At 65.5% G+C, this 22,049-nt stretch carries 16 protein-coding genes and 1 pseudogene; 9 read left to right on the top strand and 8 right to left on the bottom strand.

Annotated features, from left to right (window positions below):
* Nucleotides 1–309: 309 nt before the first annotated feature.
* On the top strand, nt 310–915 hold the full coding sequence (locus ACIBBB_RS27740; RefSeq protein ID WP_398986618.1) for a hypothetical protein: 606 nt from the start codon (nt 310–312) through the stop codon (nt 913–915).
* A gap of 526 nt (nt 916–1,441) precedes the next feature.
* Here the strand turns inward: ACIBBB_RS27740 and ACIBBB_RS27735 are convergent.
* A complete protein-coding gene (locus ACIBBB_RS27735; RefSeq protein ID WP_398986616.1) occupies nt 1,442–1,969 on the bottom strand; it encodes a hypothetical protein in 528 nt (175 codons plus the stop codon).
* 348 nt (nt 1,970–2,317) lie between these two features.
* On the opposite strand from ACIBBB_RS27735, the gene ACIBBB_RS27730 reads away from it, so the two are divergent.
* From ACIBBB_RS27730 to ACIBBB_RS27720, 3 genes are read left to right on the top strand one after another with little or no spacing between them, the layout of a single operon-like run.
* Nucleotides 2,318–3,685, top strand: coding sequence for a dsDNA nuclease domain-containing protein (locus ACIBBB_RS27730; protein ID WP_398986614.1), 1,368 nt, complete (start codon nt 2,318–2,320; stop codon nt 3,683–3,685).
* The gene (locus ACIBBB_RS27725) at nt 3,682–4,254 is read left to right on the top strand and encodes a hypothetical protein (RefSeq protein ID WP_398986612.1); all 573 of its coding nucleotides are present in this window, start codon (nt 3,682–3,684) and stop codon (nt 4,252–4,254) included. The genes ACIBBB_RS27730 and ACIBBB_RS27725 overlap by 4 nt, the downstream gene beginning before the upstream one ends.
* A gap of 1 nt (nt 4,255) precedes the next feature.
* Entirely contained in the window at nt 4,256–6,187 is a 1,932-nt protein-coding gene (locus ACIBBB_RS27720) for a hypothetical protein (RefSeq protein WP_398986610.1), read from the top strand.
* Between the two features lie 570 nt (nt 6,188–6,757).
* On the opposite strand, the gene ACIBBB_RS27715 is transcribed toward ACIBBB_RS27720, so the two are convergent.
* The gene (locus ACIBBB_RS27715) at nt 6,758–7,267 is read right to left on the bottom strand and encodes a hypothetical protein (protein WP_398986608.1); all 510 of its coding nucleotides are present in this window, start codon (nt 7,265–7,267) and stop codon (nt 6,758–6,760) included.
* Between the two features lie 545 nt (nt 7,268–7,812).
* Between ACIBBB_RS27715 and ACIBBB_RS27710 the strand changes: the two are divergent.
* A pseudogene (locus ACIBBB_RS27710) lies at nt 7,813–9,023 on the top strand (IS110 family transposase).
* A gap of 50 nt (nt 9,024–9,073) precedes the next feature.
* On the opposite strand, the gene ACIBBB_RS27705 reads toward ACIBBB_RS27710, so the two are convergent.
* Nucleotides 9,074–9,379 (bottom strand): hypothetical protein, encoded by a 306-nt coding sequence (locus tag ACIBBB_RS27705; RefSeq protein WP_398986606.1) that lies wholly within the window; start codon nt 9,377–9,379, stop codon nt 9,074–9,076.
* Between the two features lie 244 nt (nt 9,380–9,623).
* Between ACIBBB_RS27705 and ACIBBB_RS27700 the strand changes: the two genes are divergently transcribed.
* Nucleotides 9,624–9,779: a hypothetical protein gene (locus ACIBBB_RS27700; protein ID WP_398986605.1), complete on the top strand. Its 156-nt coding sequence runs from the start codon at nt 9,624–9,626 to the stop codon at nt 9,777–9,779.
* A 300-nt stretch (nt 9,780–10,079) separates the two neighbouring features.
* A protein-coding gene (locus ACIBBB_RS27695) for an IS5 family transposase (RefSeq protein ID WP_398986603.1) occupies nt 10,080–10,891 on the top strand; the annotation gives its coding sequence in 2 pieces (ribosomal slippage) (nt 10,080–10,431 and nt 10,431–10,891; 813 coding nt in all).
* A gap of 36 nt (nt 10,892–10,927) precedes the next feature.
* Here ACIBBB_RS27695 and ACIBBB_RS27690 read toward each other — a convergent pair.
* The 3 genes from ACIBBB_RS27690 to ACIBBB_RS27680 form a co-directional block, all read right to left on the bottom strand.
* Nucleotides 10,928–11,392: a hypothetical protein gene (locus tag ACIBBB_RS27690; protein ID WP_398986601.1), complete on the bottom strand. Its 465-nt coding sequence runs from the start codon at nt 11,390–11,392 to the stop codon at nt 10,928–10,930.
* Nucleotides 11,393–11,954: 562 nt separating this feature from the next.
* Nucleotides 11,955–12,236, bottom strand: a complete 282-nt coding sequence (locus ACIBBB_RS27685; protein WP_398986599.1) for a hypothetical protein — start codon at nt 12,234–12,236, stop codon at nt 11,955–11,957.
* Nucleotides 12,229–12,432 (bottom strand): hypothetical protein, encoded by a 204-nt coding sequence (locus tag ACIBBB_RS27680; protein WP_398986597.1) that lies wholly within the window; start codon nt 12,430–12,432, stop codon nt 12,229–12,231. The genes ACIBBB_RS27685 and ACIBBB_RS27680 overlap by 8 nt, the downstream gene beginning before the upstream one ends.
* A 426-nt stretch (nt 12,433–12,858) precedes the next feature.
* Here ACIBBB_RS27680 and ACIBBB_RS27675 point away from each other — a divergent pair, with 426 nt between their 5' ends.
* Nucleotides 12,859–13,743: a helix-turn-helix domain-containing protein gene (locus tag ACIBBB_RS27675; RefSeq protein ID WP_398986595.1), complete on the top strand. Its 885-nt coding sequence runs from the start codon at nt 12,859–12,861 to the stop codon at nt 13,741–13,743.
* Nucleotides 13,662–14,060: a hypothetical protein gene (locus ACIBBB_RS27670; RefSeq protein WP_398986593.1), complete on the top strand. Its 399-nt coding sequence runs from the start codon at nt 13,662–13,664 to the stop codon at nt 14,058–14,060. Before ACIBBB_RS27675 ends, ACIBBB_RS27670 begins: the two co-directional genes overlap by 82 nt.
* An 815-nt stretch (nt 14,061–14,875) precedes the next feature.
* On the opposite strand, the gene ACIBBB_RS27665 is transcribed toward ACIBBB_RS27670, so the two are convergent.
* Together ACIBBB_RS27665 and ACIBBB_RS27660 are read right to left on the bottom strand one after the other, a co-directional pair.
* Nucleotides 14,876–15,163, bottom strand: a complete 288-nt coding sequence (locus ACIBBB_RS27665) for a hypothetical protein (protein ID WP_398986591.1) — start codon at nt 15,161–15,163, stop codon at nt 14,876–14,878.
* On the bottom strand, nt 15,163–21,957 hold the full coding sequence (locus ACIBBB_RS27660; RefSeq protein WP_398986589.1) for a polymorphic toxin-type HINT domain-containing protein: 6,795 nt from the start codon (nt 21,955–21,957) through the stop codon (nt 15,163–15,165). The genes ACIBBB_RS27665 and ACIBBB_RS27660 overlap by 1 nt, the downstream gene beginning before the upstream one ends.
* Between the last annotated feature and the right edge of the window lie 92 nt (nt 21,958–22,049).

Raw genomic sequence — 22,049 nt, 5'->3', positions numbered from 1 at the left:
GTATCCAAGCTGCTCCGCCAACTCCACAGAGACGTATCTGACTCGCTTCGCGGAAAAGTTGTCCCGGGCGGCACCATGTTCCTCGGGGACGGCATGCTCGTATGCGCTCTCTGTAACGAGCCGCTGGCGGGGGGCCAACCCGTGGGGAACCATAACCCCAGTCCGTTCGGCGCGAGGTACCAATGCACCAGTGACGACGGCTGCGGCGGCGTCTATTTGTCCGTAGCCGCCGTGGACCGTGAGCTGCAAAAGCTGACTCGGCAGCGCCTTTGGGACCCGGAGTTCCAGACCCGCTGGCAGGCGGCGCGGATGGCGGAACTTGACGCGAGGGTCGTGGAACTGCGAGACGTTCTGCTGTGGTGCGGCGACCGATGGAGACTCCGACAGCTGGCCCGCAGGCAATCACTGGAGCGGTGGCTGGGCTTCCCTCACCCCAAAGACCTGCGCGACACACTCTGGGAGTTGGCCTGTCACCTGTCGGACCTCATGATCGAACGGACCCAACTGGCCGGGACGCCCACACGCAAAACAGATTCTGGTCCCCTCAACCGGCTGAACAGGATGCGGCACGAGTACACCACCGTGGCGCTGGCCGCCAGGCCGGACTATCTCATATGGAAGGGCAGAAGGCAGGAGTTGCTTCGCGAGGTCGGCGGACGCAAGCAACTCGACGCTCTGCTGGACAGACTGTACAGCGAGTTCATGGAACACCTGACCACGATGGACTGGTACCCCGTCGGCCCTCCCCGCCTGCCTTGGGACGACAAGGCCCTGTGGCAGGACTGGTCGCAGTCCCCCGTCACTCAGGTCCAACAGCGACGGGCTCTGCTGGACCTGGCCAGGGGCACAGACGAGCTGCTGGTGGACCCCGACGCACAGGCCGGGTCCCGGGTCCGAAGGATGACTCGGACCTGACACCGCACCACTGCGGGCTTACCTGTTTCTTAACCCGGTGTCGGATGGTGCCGGTTTGACTGTTCTCAACGACTCGGAAGGCTATGTCGGCGTCATCTCCGTCAAGTATGTTGAGCCTCACCAAGGGGGGCATCACAAAAGGGGGCAATTTGTTGATTTGGAGGGGCTATGGACTTTTGGTCTTCCCCATGATCTTGGCAGGCGTCTTTCTGGGATTTCTCATACCACTGCCGGAAGGTGGCGGTCACATGTTAGGAGTGGGGGTTGCGAGCGCGGCGAATTGGCGTATCGGTGAGCGCATCAACCGAGAAGAAAACGAGCACACGTTCTTCTTAATTCCAGTGCAATATTGCGGATTGCTTGGAATGCTGTACGCCGCTGTGATGCTGTGCTTGGGATTCAGCAGAGTGATTTAGACGGTGTCTCATGTGGCGTCAGGTTGATGCTGCTCCGTGAGCGTTGATCTGTCGCGTCGGCTGGTTCCTGAAGTAGGTGTTTTTGAACGTTGGCTGTGAGATGGGGCAGGTCAGCGCCTCGACGGTTGTGGCCGAACAGGGTGAGGAAGTGCTGTGGATGTGGCAGTGGTCTCGCCGGAGGGCGGGGCCACTGCGCTCTTGTTGTCCACGTCGACGCCAGCGATGTTGCGCAGCCGGTCGATGGCCGCCTCAGTAGTGCAGCTAGTGAAATCGCCGACCTCGAATTTCTTGCGGGTGGCGGCGCTGGGCTCCTTGAAGACCAGGCTCCAATGCTCATGCAGCAGGCGGGATTTGAGCAGCACTTCGGCGGCGGCCTGGAGGTGCAGCACGGCGTACTTCAGGGCCCGCGGGGTGGGCGGGTCGGCATCGGTCAGGTGGTCGACCACACTGCGCAGATAGTCGACACCGTTCTCTACTGGGGGGAAGTCGACGTGTGCCGGCTCCGCGCGGGGAGGCGGGGCCGCCGGGTCAGTTTCCGGTGTGGGCGGAGCTGCGGGCGCCGTGGCGGCCTTGGACGCGCCCGCGTCGGTGGCGGAAGAGAGGATAGAGCCCGCTTCGTCAAAGTCGCTAACGGTCAAGTTCTGAATCCTTGCTGACGCCATGTTCCTGATGGTCGCTCAGCAACCGCGCGACCACCTCACATTCTTGTCCACGTATCACACGCAGATCGACGCGGGCATCACTTCTCGCGCGAACTGCCTTAAGACGGCCCGGCGATGTGGGCTTGGTGATCCTGCACGAGCACCCGTTCTCGAAGGACCTGGTTGTCACCGACTCCTCGTCGGGCCGCTCCTCCCGCATGATCACGCGACGGACAGTTACGCATTGACCCTGGAGTGTGATACGGGTAGGGGCCTTCACGTCTGCTGGCGGAGCAGACGTGAAAGAGAACGCGCTCTCATACGGGGCCGGAGCGGGGGACGTTGATGGTCGATGCGTCGGGCAGAGCCACCAGGGCCGAGCGCCCTGCATCTGCCACAGGTCCGGACGGTTCGACACACGCGATCTTCAGCCTCGCCCCGGGCGAAGACAGCGGCTCGGACACGTTGGGCCGCTACCGCTACCAAGCGGAAGTAGCCGCGCGGGACTGTCTGGCCATGCTCACTCAGGACGCGATCGACTTTGTCGTCTGTGAATGGCACGAAGACTTCGTGGTGGCATTCGCCGATGGCTCCGTAGAACTCGTATCGGTCAAGCACCGCGAAGAGAACCAAGGAACTTGGACGCTCGTCAAGTTGTGCAAAAGCGGCGGCCTTACCCACCTCTTCGACCGCTGGTGCGCCTGCGAGTGCGCCGCAAACGTGCGGCTCCGGCTGGCCAGCAACGCGGCCATGAGCCCAGCCAAGGACAATGCCGGTCTCCTGGCTCGGATGTGCGGGCCGGGGCCTGAGGTCACCGACGGCCTGCCGGCCATGGTCGACACGATCGCCCGTCAGATGTTGAAGGTGCGCTGGGAAGAGCCCTATGACAACGTCCCTGAGACGCCCAAAGTGCCACTCGCAGAGATCCAGATTCCGGCAGGCTTCGCGGACAAGGTCAGACAGTTCCTCGCGGTCCTGGAGATCTCATGTGATCCGCCCCAACGCGAGTACATCACCGACGTCAACATTCAGAGTCTTCTGGCGCCCGCCGTCGAGCAACTGCAGCTGGCGCACGTCGACACGGAGGCCACCTACCGGAACATCGTGGACCGGATCGAGTGCGCCAACCGTGACGAGAGCGACCGCGGCCAGCTTGCCGCCTACATCGCCGATCCGAGCCGCGTCCGCTACAGCACGCAGATGCAGCAGCGCATTGGGCGACGAAGCATCACCCGCGACGTCCTCCGTGCAGAGATGGCGTATACGTCGGCCCAGCTAGCCACGTTCCCACGGGGCCAGGTCCCCCTGGTGGCGCCGGGGGGCGCCAAGCTCAACCGCAAGCTGCTGCGCGGCCTGGTCTCTTCGGATGAGGCGGCGTTCGCGGAACGGCTCCGCTCGGCGTGGTACGCCACATGGTCCGAGCGGCGCTCCGGCCTGGCCGGAGATGATACCGATCTGCTGAATTTGTCCATGGACGTACTGGAAGTCGTCTTCGAGTGCAAGCGCCACGCCCGCTCGCGGACCCAGGACGGTAGCGCGTACGGCAGCACGATGAATGACCTGCTCGCCCAGCGGCTCAAAGTCGACGGGCTGTCCACGCCGCCGCCGTTCCTGGTGAAAAGCCAGCATCTGCTGGGGCTGGCCTATCAGCTGTGCGACGAGTGCCTCTTCTACTTCTCCGAGAGCTTCGACGCGGACGGTGCAGCGTCATGACGCCGGGCGCCGACTTCGAGGCTGCGGCACTCCGCATGCGCACCCGGCAGCGGCAGGCCGAGCAGCGCGAGAGCCAGTACCACGAAGCGCGAGTTCTCCTGCTCATTGCGCAGTTCACCACCGCCAAGAGCTGCCTCGCAGGTCTGACTAAGCTCGCCAAACTCGACTTCCTGCTGCGCTACCCGGCCATGCTGGAGCGTCTCCTGCCAGCCGGTCATGCCTCCTGGCCCGAAGGAACCGCCCCGTCCCAGGAGGAGCGTCTGGCGGTGGAGAGCCGCATGACCCGCTACAAGTACGGACCCTGGGACCAGCGCTACTACAGCATCCTGGGTTCCCTCGCCGCCCGCGGTCTGATCACCTACGGCGACACGGCCCGAGCCGAATTCCGCGTCACCGAGCAGGGCGCCGCTGCTGCTGCCGCCCTGGCCGCCACACCGGAATGGGCAGTAGTCGCCAGCCGGATCAAGCTGCTCAAGAAGCATTTCAACAAAACAGGATCGGCTTTGAAGAACCTCATCTATGACCGCCTGCCCGACGCGGTGGACCGGCCCCGGCGGACGGAGATCTGATATGGCCGTCGACCTGCGCATTCTCTCCCTGACGGTTATCACCGCCGAGGCGGAGAAGACCTACCGCTTCAACCGCCCGGCCACCGTGATCACCGGCCCCATCGGGACCGGCAAGTCCAGCCTGCTGATGCTCTTCAAGCACGCCCTCGGCGGCACCGCCATGCTCACCCCGGCCGTCCGCGACCACGTCCTTTCCGTCCAGGCAGAGGTCGTGGCCGGTTCCGAACGCATCGTCTTGCGGCGCACCATCGGGGGTGACACCGTCGACCTCCTTGACCCGCAGTCCCTCGCCCTTGAGCGCACCCTGTCCCTGCGCAATACGGAGAGCGATGGAACAACGCTCTCCGACCACCTGCTGGACGCTCTTGGCTTTCCCCGCGTACAGATCGCCGCGCGCCGCGAGGGAGTAGCACGGCAGCAGAACCTCACCTTCAACGACGTGTACGCCTACGTCTATCTCCAGGCGCGCGAGATCGACCGCCAGGTCGTCGGCCACCTAGACTCCTGGTTCGAGCCCAAGCGTAAAGAACTCTTCCGGTTGATGTTCGCGCTGACCGACAGCGTGCTGCTGGAGCTCAAGCGCACCGCGGGCCAGCTTACGGACAGGCTGAAGGCCCGAACCGCCGAGCACGACAACGTCGGCCAGTTCCTGGCGGCCTCCGATCCCCGCAGTGACGACGAGCTGCGGGCCGAGCTCGCGCAGCTGCGCGACACTCTGGGACGGGCCGATTCTGCGCTGGCGGGTCTCCGTACCGAACTGGAGGAACAGACGGCCGCCGACACCGCGCTGCGGGAGGAGCTGCAGGCTGCGATCCACGCCGCCCGGCGGGCCGAGGAGGAAGTCTCCGCGGCCGCCGACCTCGTGGAGGCACGACGGGCGGTGGTCGCTCAGGTCCAGCTCGACCTATCCCGTCTCGCACGGTCGGCCACGGCCATCGACCAGCTGTCTCCGTTCGAATTCGTCGTCTGTCCGCGTTGTATGCAGTCCCTGACCACACGGGCCGTTGCAGACGACCACTGCGTCGTCTGCCTCCAGCCCGATCCCGCCGAGGCTGATGTCGACCCGGCGGCCATCGAAGAAACACGCACTGTCCTGCAGCAACAGCTTGAGGACGCGCAGCACATCGAGCAGTCGGACGAGGCGCACCTGCAGGCCTCACGGCAGCGGTCGCAGCAGCTCAACTTCGCCGTCGCCAGCCTGCGCCGGCAGCTCGACGCCCAGACCCGCGATGTGGTCGCTCCACGCTTTGACGCAATTACCGATGCGAGCACGCGCGTCGCCGCACTCAAAGCCAGCCTCGATGCCATCACCCAGCTGCGGGATTCTTGGGCCCGTGTCCGGGCCATCGACAAGGACATCCGCGACATCAGAACCCAGCGACGGCAGGTCAACAAGGACATCAAGGAAAAGTCGGAACAGCTAAAGGCCAGCCAGACACTGCTCGGCGACCTCAGCACCGAATTCGGGCGACTGCTCACCAGCTGGAATCTGCCGTGGGTCGATACGGCCGTCATCGACCGCGACACCTACCTGCCCGTGGTTAACGGACAACCCTTCGAGAGCCTGCAGGCCTCCGGCGGCGGCATCGCCACCTCGGTCAGCCTCGCCTACAGCCTGACTCTTCTTGCCTTCGGTCTCGACCACGCCGACGTCCTCGTGCCATCCCTCCTTGTTATCGACTCGCCCCGCAAGGCCTTCGGTAACAACGACTCCGACCGGCTACGTGCTACAGAGATCTACAGCCGCTTTCGGACGATGGCCGACGCATACGGTGAGCGCCTTCAACTGATCATCGCCGACAACGACCCTCCGCCAATCACCAGCGACTCTTTCGGCAAGGTGGAGTTCGACTACGAAAACCCCATGGTGCCCGGCGTCGATCACCCGGGCCCCGATCGCGTGACCGGCATCGAAAACCAGACGCAGAACTGACTTTGCGTCCAGGACTCGGCCCCGACACCGGGCGCAGACACTCAGCCGAGCGAGTGGACGTGCGGCGTCGAAGAGACCGGTATCGGCGGGCGGGTGAGGACGGCGGCAGACGCACCAGCGATTCCGTGCCGGCTCGGCGGCACCTGGTGGATACTTTCCGGCATGGACACGAGTCCCCCCGGTGAGTCGGCAAACCCGGGGCGACATACTCCGGGCACGCTACCGCCGTCTGCCCGAAAGGCTCACAGACCCGGCAGGGTCCCACCTGCGGGGTGGTGGCGCTTCCCCTCCGTGTGGCATCAGGCTGATCAGCCGTCATCTCCGTGTTGCATGAGAAGAGGCCTTCCCTGAACTTGCACCAGCCACCGCGGCGAGCGAGCGACGGTGTCCGTATCAGGCCGGCCGGAAGCAGCGGGAGCCACGGCGGCAGCACGGAGCGTCCACAACAGGCGATCCCGGGATACCGGGTGACGTCGCATTGCCTGCTGGCGGACTCCGCCGCCCGCCCGGTGTCGTGCCCGTACGCTGATCAACGTCTGCGTTCCGCCGGGGAACGGCAGGAGAAGGTGCTCAGGTCCGGCGTGGCAGTCTCGCCTGCGGCCAGTCCGCCCCGAGAAGCAGGTCGAGCTTCTCGGCGTACGCGAAGAGCAGCCGCGCATCCTCCTCGAGGTCCTCAAGGGTGCAGACGATATTGGCGCCATCCTGCTTCCTGAAGAAGCGGGAGCGCATGACGCCCACGCCGTCCCAGTTCCACCAGGAAGCGTGAACGGCATCGTCGCGGCGACGCTTGAGCTCGTTGGCCTCGCCCCACTCAAGGATCTCGGCGAGTGCGGCGGCCTGTGGAATGCTCCTTCGGGACTGCGCCACGAGCAGTTTGTGAAGGTCGGACCATGTTTTATCGACGAGCGAGAAGCCGCCCTGCTCATCTCTCTGTAGCAGGATGAGCCGCTTCATGGCCGCCTCGACATGCCCGCCGGCGACCACGACAGCGCCGATCAGCCCGTAGAGGCGTTCACGGAAAGCGAGGTCGGCTTCGTCCGGGCCTCCGTGGCACCCGACCCTGAACGTGGAGATGTCCACGCTCAACCGGGTTCTGGGGGTGGTGATGTCCAGGTCAACGGACGGTCCACCGTCCAGCTGGGAGCTCATCCGGTAGGAGAAGGAGTGCCCGGGCGGGGGCCATTCATCTGACATACCTGGATCCTGTCGGCTCAGGCTCCCCGGAGCCACCGCTTTCCGCTCTGCCGCAAGGGCCGCCGCGCGTGCCAGCTCCGAAGGGCTGGACCCGATAGTGGTCTCTGAACCTGATTCAGGGAACGCCGACAGGTCGGAGCTTGGAGGCTGGGGCGGGGTGCGCCGAGCCCCCGTTATGTTCTTCGCGGTCCTGCAATGGGACCGCTGGCCTCTGGGCCCGGCATGACTGTTGCCCCCTGTCGAAGGCATGACCTGGGGGGTGGTGTCACCGGGCCCGGGAGGTGCCGTCGGAGACGCTGATGAGAGGTCCGGCCACCGCCCGGTCCGGCGCAACGCCGGGCAGTTCGCGGGCGGCAGGTCTGTATAACGTGGATGCGCGAGTACGACACCACTGCCGAGGCCAGCACGTTCAACTCGCCTGGAGGGGCGTGATGTTCGATACAGAAGACGTGGGCGTGTTCCTCGGCCTGGACGTCGGCAAGAGTGCTCATCACGGTCACGGGCTCACACCGGCCGGGAAGAAGGTCTTCGACAAGCCGCTCCCGAACAGAGAGCCCAAGCTCCGGGCCGTTTTCGACAAACTGGCCGCGAAGTTCGGGACCGTGCTGGTGATCGTCGACCAGCCCGCCTCCATCGGAGCGCTTCCCCTGACCGTCGCCCGCGATGCGGGCTGCAAGGTCGCCTACCTGCCCGGCCTGGCTATGCGCCGCATCGCCGACCTCTACCCGGGCGAGGCCAAGACCGACGCGAAGGACGCCGCGGTGATCGCAGATGCGGCCCGCACCATGCCGCACACCCTGCGCTCCCTGGAACTGACCGACGAGATCACCGCCGAACTGACCGTGCTCACCGGCTTCGACCAGGACCTCGCCGCCGAGGCCACCCGCACCTCCAACCGGATACGCGGCCTGCTCACCCAGTTCCACCCCAGCCTGGAACGTGTACTCGGGCCACGCCTCGACCACCAGGCCGTCACTTGGCTGCTGGAACGCCACGGCTCACCCGCAGCTCTGCGGAAGCCGGCCGCCGCCGCCTCGTCGAGCTCATCCGCCCCAAAGCCCCACGCATGGCCACCCGGCTGATCGACGACGTCTTCGACGCCCTGGACGAGCAGACCGTCGTCGTGCCCGGGACCGGCACCCTCGACACCGTGATCTCCTCCCTGGCCCGCTCCCTCGCGGCCGTCCATGAACAGCGCCGGGCCATGGAAGCCCAGATCAACGCCCTGCTGGAGGCCCACCCTCTTTCCAAGGTCCTGACCTCGATGCCGGGCGTCGGCGTCAGGACCGCCGCCGTGCTCCTCGTCACCGTCGGCGACTGCACCAACTTCCCCAGCGCCGCCCACCTCGCCTCCTACGCCGGCCTCGCCCCCACCACCAAATCCTCAGGCACCTCAATCCACGGCGAACACGCACCCCGAGGAGGAAACCGGCAGCTCAAACGCGCCATGTTCCTCTCCGCCTTCGCCTGCATGAACGCCGATCCCGCCTCCCGGACCTACTACGACCGGCACCGCGCCCGCGGCAAAACCCACACCCAGGCACTCCTCCGCCTCGCCCGCCAGCGCATCAGCGTCCTGTTCGCCATGCTCCGCGACGGCACCTTCTACGAATCACGAGCCCGCGAAGCAGCCGTCGCATGACCAGCCCACCAGCAGTCCGGCTTGCCAGCCCACCAATCCAGCACCCGTCGTCAGCGTGCTGCGCCGCCCGTCCACGCCAAGATCTCCACTGCCGCACGACGGACAGCCGCCTCACCGTCCCCCGCGAGCTGCACGCAGACTGCCGCAACGTCAGGGAGGATGTCCGCTCCGGCAAGGGCGTCATCCACCCCGGTCTGCATCCAGTCGGCATGGCTGTCGTCGGCCTCGGCGAGCGCCAGAGCGATGAGTCGCACCGCTGCCAGCGTCCCCACCCGGGCCAGGGCCTCTGCCGTCTGTCGAGTCACTGCCGTGTCCTCAACGTCCAGCAGCAGTGCCAACAACACTTTCGCTGCCACAGGGACAGCAGCAAAGGGAGCAAGGTCACGCCCGGCACGAACACGGTGCGACGACGAAGGGGACAGAGCCCCATCCAAGGCTGCCTGCAGCCCAATCATCGACTCCGACACAGCCAGACACTCTCATGCCCCACCGAGAACATCGAACCTGGACCGAAGCCCACTCCAGGCTTGACGAAGAACATAGAGGCACCCCCCGGGCTCCGTGATGCTTCGGGGCGTCGCCCAGGTCACCGGCAACGACATGGAAGCCGATCTCAAGCGGTTGATTTCCTTTGTTTCTCCCTCTTCCATGAGCACTTCGGTGGTGGGGCTGAAGCTGCACTTATCCGCCTTGGGGGCTTTCTTCTTTCCAGCTAGGGCACCGCCGAAAATTGCAAGCAAGGCACTCGGCACCTGATAGGCGTCGCTGGATGTGTCTATTCCTTGGCCCTTGATCCAGTTGTCATACTGGCTTCCGTAGTCACATCCGGGGGCGCCCGCGCCTCCGTTCCAGCAGTCGGAATCGACCAGCACGCCGAAATTTCCTGCGGCGTACGGGACATTACCTATCAGCCCGTAAAAGACTTCTCCGGTCCCGTGATAAACGTCTGATATTCCGTTCTTCCACTGGTTGAGGCCGCACTTACAACGGCTAACACAATGAGGTGGATTGGTCCTGGTGACCGTGACCGCGCCAGGAGTTGGGCGTTGTCCGGGCATGGGGACATCGCCGTGGATCGTGTCGGATGACCTGTGGGAGCGGATAGAGCCGCTGCTGCCGCGCAAGGAACGCCGGTTCCGGCACCCTGGACGGAAGCCGCTGCCGGATCGGCAAGTGCTGTGCGGCATCCTTTTTGTGCTGCACACCGGCATCCAGTGGGAGTTCCTGCCCAGGGAGTTGGGCTTCGGTTCGGGCATGACCTGCTGGCGGCGACTGCGGGACTGGAACGAGGCCGGCGTCTGGCAGCGGCTGCACGAAGTGCTGCTGGCCGAGCTCAACGCGGCGGCCCGTCTCGACTGGTCACGTGCGGTGGTCGACTTCAGCCACGTGCGAGCCATAAAAGGGGGACCCGGACGGGACCGAGTCCGGTCGACCGTGGCCGAACGGGATCGAAACACCACCTGATCACCGACGGACACGGCACACCGCTCGCCGTGATCCTCACCGGCGGCAACCGCAACGACGTCACCCAGCTCATGCCGCTGATCGACGCCATCCCACCCATCAGGGGCCGGATCGGGCACCCGCGACGCAAGCCGGACTCACTCTTCGCCGACCGCGGATACGACCACGACATCTACCGCGACCAGGTCCGACAACGCCGCATCGTGCCGGCCATCGCCCGCCGCGGCACCCTCCACGGCACCGGCCTGGGAACCTACCGCTGGGTCGTCGAACGCAGCTTCGCCTGGCTCCACGGATTCAAACGCCTCCGCATCCGCTGGGAACGCAGAGCCGACATCCACGAAGCCTTCCTCAAACTCGCCTACTGCCTCATCACCCACCGACAGATCAACTCATTGTGTTAGCCGCTGTTATCCCCATCCCCTTCCCGGGAGGGCGACTTACTCCGGAGAAAACCTCCGGATAACTGGATTTGCAGACAACCCAGGGACCTCTGCAACCAGTCGAGAATGCGCCTCCCGCAGAAAGCGAACAAACTCATCTACGAGCTCTTCGCACCCCACGGACGCCTGCGCAAGGCGCTTCGATGAACTCACCGAAATGAGATCGCCGTCTCGGCGTAGATGAATAACTTCTTCACTTTCAGTAAAACCGAATGCAGCGTCTTCTCCTGACGAGATGCGCTTCACTGCACCGGAGAGGGACAAGGCTAGATCGACGAGAGTCACGAACCTTTTCTTCGAGACGATTTCGACGTCACCAATCGCCAGTTCAAAATTCACTCCGAAGTGCTTGTAGCGGAGGTCAATCTCAGCGATGGCGGCCGGATCGCCCTGCCTGGCGCTATCCCAGGTCTTACGCCAGGGCGAACTCGACTCGGGGATAGAGAAGGAGAGATGAATCACGCTTTTCCTCATTTATTACTGCTCGCCTAGTACGGAAACGCTGTCACGACTTTGCCGTCATTCACGATCACTCGAACGCCCGTCAGTTCTCCGCCACCCATTCGCCGAACCGGCCCTGCCGACAGGTGATCCGAAATCCCACTCGTAGATTTGACCAGGTCGCGCTTCGCCCGTAACAGGATCCGGCGTATTCGCCCGAGGTGTTCCTCGATTAATGGTGTCAGCTATTCGTTGACGAACATGCTTAGCCTGACCGGTGAAAATGCCAGCCGCGTCATCAACCAACGCACCTCCAGGCCGGTGGCGATCGACGATGTGCTGCCAGTCTCCATTGTCCAGCGCCGCAGTTCCGCACAACCCATTCGAATTGTGAACCAGGACCGGCGTGGCCCCCGCCAGCACATAGTACGTGTGCTCGCGCCCCCCTCTCTACCTGCGTATTCGCAGGTCAACGCCGGTTACGCGGTCCGCTGTTGTCCGTGGTTGCGCGCGGGAATCCGTGGTTGTTGCCGTCACTACTGCCGTCAGGAACGTGGCCCGCGTGGTGGTGGAGCAGGGAGCTTTACTGCCATGCACCGGGCTCAGCACGGACCACGGCGCGGTGGGTCTGCTCATACAGTTCGTGACCGCTCTGGGCGCAGTGCTCGGCGATCCAGTGCGTCAGTTCGTCCGGAGCGAGCAGTGCGCCTGAGGTGGCGCCGCAGTTGCTGTCTTCGCCGGTGACGCAGACCGCCTGATAGGTCGGCAACGCGAGGGAGTCGGCGACGATGGTCACGTGGTACTCACGAAAACGGTAGCGCCCGCGGTTGCCGACCGGCGGGCCGGCGTTCGGTGAGTCAGGCATCCTCGGCCGTCTCTTCCAAGTCCGGGATGCGCTGTCCGCGCGAGTCGGCGACCCTGAGTGCGTCGGCCAGTGCTTCGGTCAACCGGCAGGCGAGCCAGCGGTATTCGGTAGCCAACTGACCTTTCACGCCGGGCGCGATGATCTCGCGGGCGTACTCCAGCAGTTCGTGGCCCATGCCGAGCTGGACCGTCTCCATGCTATCGGCGAGGGTGGAGAGGAAGCCCCGGCCGTCGGTGCTCAGGTAGCAGGGGTGCCCGTCCTGGGTGGTCCAGGGCAGTAAGCGAGGCCCCTCTGCTACGGACTTCGCTCTGCTGTCAGGCAGGTGCTCCGTTCGACTGTCGTTCTGGTTCATCGTGCCTGCCCGTGATCGAGGCGCCGGTGGCCCTCCATCATCCGCACGTCGGTGAGTCGGCGCCGGTCCGCTGCACACCTCGGCGCCTGCCTGTTTGCGGGCCCTGTCGTACTGTGCATGCGGGGCAGCGGGACGCTCTCGCCGCTGTGTCGCCTCCTCGGCCATGCTGCTTTTCCTTTCCTCGCTTCAGGTCTGTCGATCAGGGTCTCTCTGGCGTGAACCTTTCGGAGTAGCCAGCGTGTCTGCCTTGCTGTCTGCCAAGCTGGACTGGTGCGGGAGACGGTCGGGGAACTGGTCAGGCGGCTGCGCCTGGCGCGTGGTTGGAGTCAGCGGCGCCTCGCCGAGGCGCTCGCCGCGGTCGCTCCCGGACGCGTCCCTCCGACGCGAAACGACGTGTCCCGCTGGGAGATCGGGGCTCGTTCTCCCCGCGAGTGGCTGCCTTTCCTCGCGCGGGTTTTGGAGGTTCCCCGCGAGATGCTGGAAGCGGCGAAGGCAGTCCAGCCTCCGCAGTCCGCGCCGCGTGTGCTGACTGTGGCCGACTTCCTGCCCGAAGGTGATCCTCTGTCCCCGCTGGCGGCCCGTACGGGGCGCCGGGTCGGATCGGGGCAGGTGGCCGACCTGGCCCAGCGGGTCCACGGCCTGCGGCTGGCCGACGATGTCGTGTACGGCAAGGATCTGATCGGCCCCGCCCTACGTGAGCTGCGGGCGGCGATGACGCTGTATCGGGAGGCCACCCACACCGAGGAGGTCGGGCGTGAACTCCTACGCATCATCGGCGAGCTGGCGCAGATCGCCGGGTGGGTGGCCTCCGACGCGGGTGAGCACGCCGAAGCTGAATGGATCTACCGGCTCGGCATGAGCGCGGCCCGTGCGGCGGGGGACGGAGTGCTGTCCGGGAACGTGGCGGGCTCGCTGGCCTACCAGTGGAGCAACATCGGACGCACGGCCGATGCCGTGCACTTGGCTCACGCCGCACTGCTAATGCCGGCCTGGACGCCCCGCCCAAAGCCCGCGCACTGTATCTGGACCGGGTGGCCTGGGCGCACACCCGTGCCGGGCAGGACCGCCCGGCGATGGCCGCCCTCGGAGAAGCGGCCGAGGCCCTGGCCGAGGACTCGGCCGGCACCGAGTCGCCGTCGTACCTGTACTGGATGAACGCCGGGGAACTGCAGGTCATGGAAGCCCGTATCTATACCGAGCTGCACCGCCCCCTGCGCGCCGTTCCCCTGCTGACCGATGTACTCGGCCGCTACAACGCCAGCCACGCCCGGGAGTTGGCGCTGTACCTCTCGTGGCTGGCTGTGGCCTACGCCGACGCCAACGAGCCCGAGGCCGCGGCTGGGACGGCGGGCCGCATGCTCGCACTTGGGCAGAGCGGCAGCGAGCGGACGGCACAGCGCACGCGGATCGTCCTCGACCGCCTGCGCGCTTTTCGAGACGTACCCGAAGTCGCCGAACTCCTGGCGAGCTGACCAGCCTCCGTGCACCCCGGCCAGAGCTGATACATCCGGCAGGACCGTGCCCGAACGGGAGGGGGCATCGTCGTCGCACGTCGGCGCCGACTGTTCTGGCATGAGCCACGGAAAGCCAGCCACGACGGCTGGTCAGCCGACCGTCCGCCATGCGTGTCTCGCTCAACCCCGCACCCGCCTCAGCCCAGTTATCTTCAGCCGTCACGGCATCAGCCAGGCACGGCCCCAGCCGGGGAAGACGGGCTCGGCGCCTCACCGGACAGGAGCTGGTGCACGGCACACAACGGCTGAGCGCTCTCCGGACGCTCTGAGGTCCGGCACTGCGACTGCTGGGCGACAGCGTTCGCCGTCTGGCAGCCCGGTTCCTACTTTCGGATGTGCGCGCCGAGTGGCCGGTGGCCGTTGCCAGCGGGGCGGTAGACAGGAGCGGGCGGCGGTTGCCGACCGCCGGCGCGCGGCGGCCCACGTCAGCGGGCCGCCCTTGATCCAGTAAAGAAACTCTTAACAGCTCATCTCGGGTTACCTCGTGTCCTGCCGGTGCGTTCGGCCCTGGGTCGGCGTCGACGTTTGTCATCGGCCGGGCGGTCCAGGGGTGCTGGGCCTTGGCGGTGCACTCTTCGGGCGTGTGGCCGCTGAGGCGCTTGGCCAACGGCGACCCGTCACCCTGCACCGCCATCGGCCGCTGACGTTGCCGTCATCTACTGCCGTCACCCCAAGCAAAGGCCCCACCAGGACGCGCCTGGCGGGGGCCTCGGATTTGCTGGTGGAACTCAAAGGCCGCAACTCAGTCAGCCTTGTGAAGAGCTGCCAATACCTCAGGACGTCGCTTCGTCTCCGATGGCACGAAGCACTTCAGCAAGCCAAACGAAGCCCTGCCCCACGACACGGTCGGGGTCGGACAACATGTCTTCCAGGTGGCCCCACGACTCAGAAAGCATGCCGATCGTGAGATCTCGCGGCTCACTGTAGATCTCATAAGCCTGATCTGGGGGCACGGACCAGAACGCCTCTTTGTTGATTTCCAACACCTGTTCCCCAGCGCGAATCCGCTCCACAAGCAGGTCCAACACACTTTTGAGCTTGTCTACTGGAATATCAACCATCAGCAAACACTCCCGTTGATTTTTGCGATATTCTCGTGGAAGGTTTGTATTTCCTTGTTCAAGTGCCTAGTGCGCCCGTCGATAATTCGCTGACGAACCTCTTCACTCGGCGCGTTTTTGAGGAAACCCTTGTTGTCATAAGCATCCGGGTCCGCTAGATAATCCCGGAGTTTCACCTCATGCTCCTCGATGAGCTTCTGATACGACTCGATGGACTTTAGTTGCTCCGGTGTCAAGTCGCCGTTGCTGTTGTGAACGAGTACCGGCGTGGCCCCCGCCAGCACATAGTACGTGTGGAGGTCGTCGACGGTCAGGTTGTACGTGCGCGCATGCTTGGTGAAGGCGTGGTTGGCGGTCACGATGACGGTGGTGCCGTCGTCGGTGAGCAGGGTCATACCGGGCTGTAGTTCGCCCGCTTCGGCCCAGCGGTTCTCCGAGGGGGACCAGAAGGGGTGTTCGTGCGTCGCCGTGAGCTTTTCAATGCCTCTGTCCGTGGCGACGGACAGGGTGTTGAAGTGCTTGTCGTCCTCGGTGACGATGAGGCGGGTCACCTCTCGGGTGCCTGACTCGCCTGTTTCCGGGTCTGTGGCTTGCACTTTGTCACCGAGCTTGACTCTCTCGATGTCTTTGGTTGTTCCGTCTGCCATGAGTACGTCGGTGCCGGCCAGGAAACATTTACAGCCGGGCGGTGCCTTTTTGGCGGCATCTACGACATCGTCGGCCTTTCTGAGCTTCAGAAGCTTGAGAAGCTTGGTGAACGGCGTGGGAATGTCACTGACGGTTGAACCGCAGTCAAGTGTGAGTCCGGGGGAACTGGCACAGTTTTGCCATGCCTCGGGGTCGGGCAGAACGATCGCGGCGATCAATCCCAAGAAGTTGAGCATTGGGTCATCCGCAGGACCCTTCAAATAAGGTCCGGGCGCTGGCGCCGGGCCAGGGCTGGGCGATGGTGTCGGTCTTGTGCCGCTGGGTGCGGAGGCGGTGCCGCCGCCACCTCCCTTGCCACCACCGCCGCCTCCTCCGCTACCGCTGGGCTTGGGGTCGTCCTGCCACTTCGGGCCTCCGCCCGTGCAGGGCGAGATGATGCCGCACTGGGCGCCGCCGGGGTCCCTCAGGCCGGTTGGGTCGCTGCCGGTGGGGGGTCTGTTGTTGGCGTAGGAGTAGCCGTTGAGGGATTGGTGCTGGTCGAGGGAGAGAAGGGGGTCGACGCTGATGAACTGGCCGATACCCGGGTCGTACTCCCGGGCCTCGATGTGCGTGAGGCCGGTCGTGGTGTCGGCTGGCTTGCCGAGGAAGGCTTTGTCGTCCGGCCAGGTAGTGGCGGCGCTGCCGCGGGGGGCTCCGAAGGGGGTGGTGTAGCGCTTGGTGACTGCGAGGGTGGCGGCGTCGATGGCGAGGCTGGAGGTGCCGTGGTGGTCGCCGGCGAGGAAGGTGAGTTTGCTGCCGGTTGTCCCGAGGATTGCGGTGCGGAGGGCAATGGTCTGGCCGGCGGCTGTGTAGTAGCGGGTGCCAGTGAGGGTTTTTGCTGTGCCTTTGGTGGTGAGCCGGACTTCGCTGCCGCCGTCGAGGTAGAGGACGGTGTCGCCGTCGCCGGTGGTGTTGCGGCTGATGAGGAGTTCGCCGTCGGCGTCGTAGAGGTAGCTGGTGCCGGTGGCCGGTTTGGTTCCGGCGGCGGGTTCGGTGGTGGTGGCGAGTTTGCCTTCGGTGCTCCAGGTGAGGGCCTGCTGGGCCTGGACACCGGGTCGGCTGGTGGTGCTGCCGGTCTTGTCGTACGTGTAGGTGCCGGTCTTTGCCCCGGTAGTGCTGGTGAGGGGGTGCGGCTGGCCGGCCGGGGTGCCGTAGTTGTACGTGGAGCTGCTGTTGCCGGTGGTGGTGTGTTTGGTCTCGGTCTTGCGCTGGCCGCCCGTGGTGTAGGTGTAGCTGTACCAGTAGGGGGCTTCACCGTCGAGGTTGGCGGTGGTGCGGCCGGTGGTGGCGCAGTCGGGGGTTCTGGGGGTCCAGGCTTCGATGAGGCGGCGGTGGCCGTCGTAGGTGAAGCACTGGTTGTCGGTCTTCGTTGTGCCGCCGGTGCCCTGGGTGGCGGCGTCGAAGATGGAGGTGATGTTCCCGGCGTCGTCTTGGTTGAAGTTGAGGTCCTGCAGGCGGCCTGGGTGTGAGGTGTCGCTGACGACGGAGCTCTTCAGGCGGCGCGTGCCGGGTTCGTACCCGTAGGTGAAGGTGAGATTCTGGCTGGTAAAGGGGGTGAGTTGGCGCAGATCGCCTAGTTCGGAGTACGTGGCGTCCTTGAGGTAGGCGCCGGTGCCGCTTGCGGTGGTCTGGAGGCCCAGGTCGTTGTACTTGTTGGACACCGCCTCGGTGGGCAGTCCGCCCACGGCCGGATGGGTGTTACTGCGGACGGTGCCATCGAGGTTGTAAGCGGTGGAGAAGTTGAGGGTGGCGGGCACTCCCGCCGCGACCAGAGGGTCTGTGGCGGGCAGCGTCAACTGGGTGCCGGTGGCGTTGTACATGGGGTCGTAGGAGGTGACCTTGGTGGTGTACGCCTTTCCGGTCAGGCCGCCCTCGTAGCGTACGGAGGTGTCGCCCTGGCCCTTGGCGAGTGTGTCGAAGGTCCAGTCGGCAAGCTTCGCCGTGTCCGACTTGGCGCCGTCCCACAGCCCGGTCCGACGCCCGAGAACGTCGTACTCGGTGAGCAGGGTCCTGCTGCGGGCATCGGTGGTGGAGATGGGCTGATCAAGTTCGTCGTAACCCGTTGATGAGGTGCCCGTGTCCGGGTCGGTGGAGCTGGCCTTGCGGCCGAACAGGTCATACGCGTAGGTCCATTTGGCCTGGTCCGGGCCCTTGACGGATGCCTGCTGTCCGTCGGGCGCGTAGGTGAAGTCCGTGGTGGTGAAATCAGTGCCGGTCGGCTGGGTGCCCGCGTATTCGCGGCGCTGCGTGGTCTGGCCTAGGGCGTCGGTGACTACTGCGGTGGCCTGGCCGCCGGTGGGCGCGGTCGTGGTGACGGTGTCACCGGTGTACGCGGCCTCGGTGCTCCACCGCACGCGGCCGAAGTTCATCGTGACCGCCTTGACCGCGCGGCCCGCCCCGTCGTAGGTGGTGTCGTTTTGTACCGGTGCCTGGCCGCCTTCGGTCTGCGCGATGACCGAGGTCGGCGCGGCCTTGTCGTCCCAGATGTCTGACTGGGACGAGACGGCGAGACCGCGGTCGTCGTACATCGTCAGGCCGATCACCCGGCCGCCGAGCGGCGAGGGTGACTGTGTCTGCCGCGGGCGTAGCTGGGAGTCGTAGATTTCGTAGGTGGTGTTGTAGCCGGCTGCGTCGCCTTGCAGGGTTCCGGTGGACACCCAGGGCGGATCGGTGGCTGTGATCCCGTAGTCGTAGACGTAGTTGGGGTTCTTGCCGCCGGATCTGGGGCTGTTGGGCAGCCAGACCTGTTTGATACGCCCGAGTGCGTCGTACCTGGACTCGCTGACCTTGTCGTTGGGGTCTGTGACCTTCAGTGGGGCGGCGGTCGCGTAGTCGAGCAGGCTGATGGTGCGGTGAGATTTGGCGTTGCTGACGGTGGTGGCGGTGAGCGGGCCGGTCTCCGCGGGGGTGTAGGCGGTGGTGGCGGTCGTGGTGTCGTTGGCGTCCTTGACGGTGAGCTGACGGCCGAGTGTGTCGTAGGTGACCGTCGTTGTCTTCTGCCAGGCCGGCTGGTTGTCGGTGCCGTACGCTTTGGCCCGGCCTGTCCAGCGGGGCTCACCCTTGGTGGGCTTCTGCTCCAGTGTCCAGGTGGTGGTGTCGTAGGCGGTGGCGGTGTCGGCGACGACGTCGCCGGGGCGTGTGGAGTCTGCGGGCAGGTCAAGTGCCGTGTCGGCGGTGGCACAGGGTTTGGTAACCGTGCGGGTGCGGGCGACGAGGTTGTTGATCCCGACAGCCTCGTTGCGGGCGTACCAGGTGCGTGTGCACTTCTCGTCGCCGGTGACGGCGTTGTCGCCCTTGTCATCGACGGTTTCGGCCATGCCGTAGTCGTCGTAGGTCGTCGCGGTCGTACGGACCCGGTCGCGCGGGGTGCCGCTGGTGGTGATGTTGGTCCGGTCGTGTGTCGCGGCGACGCGGACGAAGTACGCCTCGGTGTCGGCGTAGGACTTGTGCTGGGTGGCGGTCTTCTCCGACCAGGGGTCACTGATCTTGCCGCTCACCTCCTGGGCGCCGTTGTAGGTGACCGACTCGCGGGTGAACCCGGCGTACTGGTCGGCGTCGGTGATTCCGGGCGCCTTGATACCGGTGACCGTGACGCTCTTGCGGTCGGTCGCGTGCGGGGTCTTCCCGTCGGATCCGAGGACGCGGTCGCCGTTCATCCCGCGCAGATACACCGTCACGGACTTGGACTGCGTCTTGCCCGGGCGGCCGGTGACGTGGGTGACCTGGCCGAAGCCGCGCCAGGATGACCAGGTGCGTTCCTTCTCCTTGATCATCGGGTCGTCGTTGTAATGCCAGGCCCCGCCACCACCGTACGTGTAGGTGTGCTCGACGGCTTCGGATCCGCCGTGCGGATCCGTGGTGGACACGGCCTCGACCGGATACTTCTGGAACCAGTCAAGGACCGGTGTCTTCTCACCGTTCGGCGACCAGTACACCGGGTAGCACCGCTTGGTATTGGTGTCGACCGCCGGTTTGGCCTGTCCGGCGCTACATTCGGCCGGCAGATAGTTGACCACCGACTGCGCGCCGGTCTCCGACGTGATCGTGTAGAGACGCGGCTTGTGCAGGGGCAGGATGTCGTCGCTGTTGCCGTCGACGCGGTTGGCGAGGAACTCGTGGGTGAAGGTGACCGGGGGCAGGGCTATTTCGGTACCGTGCCGACCGGTATGCCGGATCTCGTCCAGCCACAGTGACTGGTCGGAGGAGTCACCGGTATCGCCCGGGTCGAGGTACTGCTGCTTCAGATCCCACGTGTCCACCGGGACGAAGTCGGGGGTGGCCGCTGCCGCGTTCCACGCGTAGGTGGTGATGGCGGTCATCCGCTTGCGGGTGAAGAAGCTTGGGGCGACGTTTCCGGTACACTTGTCGCCCTCCTTGCAGACCGCGTCGAAGGGCACGTCGGGCCAGTTGTCGCGGGCGTCCTCGGTCAGCGAGTCACAGCCGGTGCCGGTGGCGACGCAGCGCTCTTTGTAGGAGAAGACGACCTTGTTCGACGCTGCGGGACTGCCGCTGAAGAGGGCTTTGGCGCGCTGGCCGTAGCGGATCTCCTCCAGCCATCCACCGCGCGTGTAAGCGGTCCCGGTGTCGTCGTCGCCGAGCTTGTCGTAATGGTTGGTCTCGGAGTCATACCAGTAGGACATGGCGTTGGCGTGGGTGTCCTCGACGTAGTCGAGGTTCCACCGCCACGCCTGCTTCTTGTCCCGGCCGGACAAACTGGTCCCGTCCTCGTATCCGGGCTCGCCAGAGTCGTCTCCGAAGACCGGCACGGTCCACACCGACTCGGTACGCTCGTTGGCCGGTGCGCCGTCGAGCTTGTTGAGGCCGAAGACGTACTTGGTGCCCTCGCCGGTGATGATGGTCCAGTACTCGCCGTTGTCGTCGCCGTTTTCGGCACCGGTGGAATGGGTTACGGTCGCGGCTTGATCGTTCTTTAGCCGCCAGACACCCGGCTCATCCGCCTCACCCGGAGCGCCACCCTTGCCGTCCTGCTTGACGAGTTCACTGGCCTGGCCGTTCAGGACGACGGAGGCGTTGTCGTACTTCCAGCACTGGTCGAACTTGTCGTCCTGCCCGTCGTCGTCGCACGAGCCGTATTTGCGTTCGATGTAGGACGAGGTGATGTCGAATCCCTCGCCGATCGCGGTGCCCTGGTTGTTCGTCGAGGCGGTGCGGCCGTCGACGCTGCCGGAGTCGTAGGAGATGGACAGGTCCGGCGCGGGGCCAGCTGCGGCAGGTGGGGTCCGCAGCGGGTAGGACCAGGTGAAGGTGCCGGACGAGCCCCCGGCTTCCCAGGTCGACGAGGCGGAGAGCGGCGTGGCCTTGAAGTCCCCCGCACCGGATTCAGTGCCGGCCGCGAGGGCCAGGACCACGGTCCGCGCGCCCGGTGAGGGGGTGGGCGCGAAGGCGACTGGTGCTGTAACAGTGCTGTTGGCGCGGTCGTTGGTGAAGTCCAGCGGTGTGCGGGTGCGGCACTTCGATGCGGCCGGGTCGGTCAGCGCGCAGTTGGGCAGCTGCTGGAGCTGGAGGCGTCCGGCCCAGTCACCGCCATAGGCGGAGGCGAACTTCTTGTAGTTGAGGCCGAGTTGGGCGTTTCCGCCGGTGGCGGGTCCGGTGAGCGTCAGGGCGACGCCTTTGATTCCCAGTTTCGCGGTCTGCTTTTTGTCCAGGATGGTGACTTTCACCGCTCCGTTGACCGGCTTCTGCTTCTTCGCCGCGGAGGAGCTGACGGTCAGGAGAAGGGGGAGACCACCCGCTGTCGCCTTCACGGTAGCGGCGGCCGACGGGTTCAGCGTTGTACTTCCGGCTCGGGGCCAGGTCACGGTCGTGGCCCGGTCGCTCTTCGCGCGGGCCGCGTCCCTTCGGTGGGTGTCGCCGGCCTTCTTCATCACGGCGGCCTGCTTCTTGTTCACCTTCGCGGTGAACGGGGTCACCTCCGCTGCCTTCGGCGCGGCCAGTTTCGGCGCGCCCAGAGGTGCGGGGTCGTCCGCGAACACCACTGGGCTGAGGAGGCCCGGCATCAGGGCGAATCCGGTCACCACGGCGACGCGTCGCAGCCATATCCTGACGCGCGGTCCGCCGCCGCCAGGTGTGCCGTGGTTGCCCCTCATCGGATCCGCTCCCCATTCCAGCCGCCTTCATCAGGACGGCACATGTTCCGGACCGCCACCGTCCGTGCCCGGGGCGTTTGGTGGTGCTGCAG

This window comes from Streptomyces sp. NPDC051217 (genome assembly GCF_044455465.1).
Lineage (GTDB): Bacteria > Actinomycetota > Actinomycetes > Streptomycetales > Streptomycetaceae > Streptomyces.
This window is presented reverse-complemented; position numbering and strand designations above follow the sequence as displayed.

Coding starts and splice junctions, on each gene's coding strand:
- ACIBBB_RS27740 (WP_398986618.1), top strand. CDS start 310: ATGGCGGAACTTGACGCGAGGGTCGTGGAACTGCGAGACGTTCTGCTG.
- ACIBBB_RS27730 (WP_398986614.1), top strand. CDS start 2,318: ATGGTCGATGCGTCGGGCAGAGCCACCAGGGCCGAGCGCCCTGCATCT.
- ACIBBB_RS27725 (WP_398986612.1), top strand. CDS start 3,682: ATGACGCCGGGCGCCGACTTCGAGGCTGCGGCACTCCGCATGCGCACC.
- ACIBBB_RS27720 (WP_398986610.1), top strand. CDS start 4,256: ATGGCCGTCGACCTGCGCATTCTCTCCCTGACGGTTATCACCGCCGAG.
- ACIBBB_RS27700 (WP_398986605.1), top strand. CDS start 9,624: ATGGAAGCCGATCTCAAGCGGTTGATTTCCTTTGTTTCTCCCTCTTCC.
- ACIBBB_RS27685 (WP_398986599.1), bottom strand. CDS start 12,236: ATGCCTGACTCACCGAACGCCGGCCCGCCGGTCGGCAACCGCGGGCGC.
- ACIBBB_RS27680 (WP_398986597.1), bottom strand. CDS start 12,432: ATGGAGACGGTCCAGCTCGGCATGGGCCACGAACTGCTGGAGTACGCC.
- ACIBBB_RS27670 (WP_398986593.1), top strand. CDS start 13,662: ATGGCCGCCCTCGGAGAAGCGGCCGAGGCCCTGGCCGAGGACTCGGCC.
- ACIBBB_RS27665 (WP_398986591.1), bottom strand. CDS start 15,163: ATGGTTGATATTCCAGTAGACAAGCTCAAAAGTGTGTTGGACCTGCTT.
- ACIBBB_RS27660 (WP_398986589.1), bottom strand. CDS start 21,957: ATGAGGGGCAACCACGGCACACCTGGCGGCGGCGGACCGCGCGTCAGG.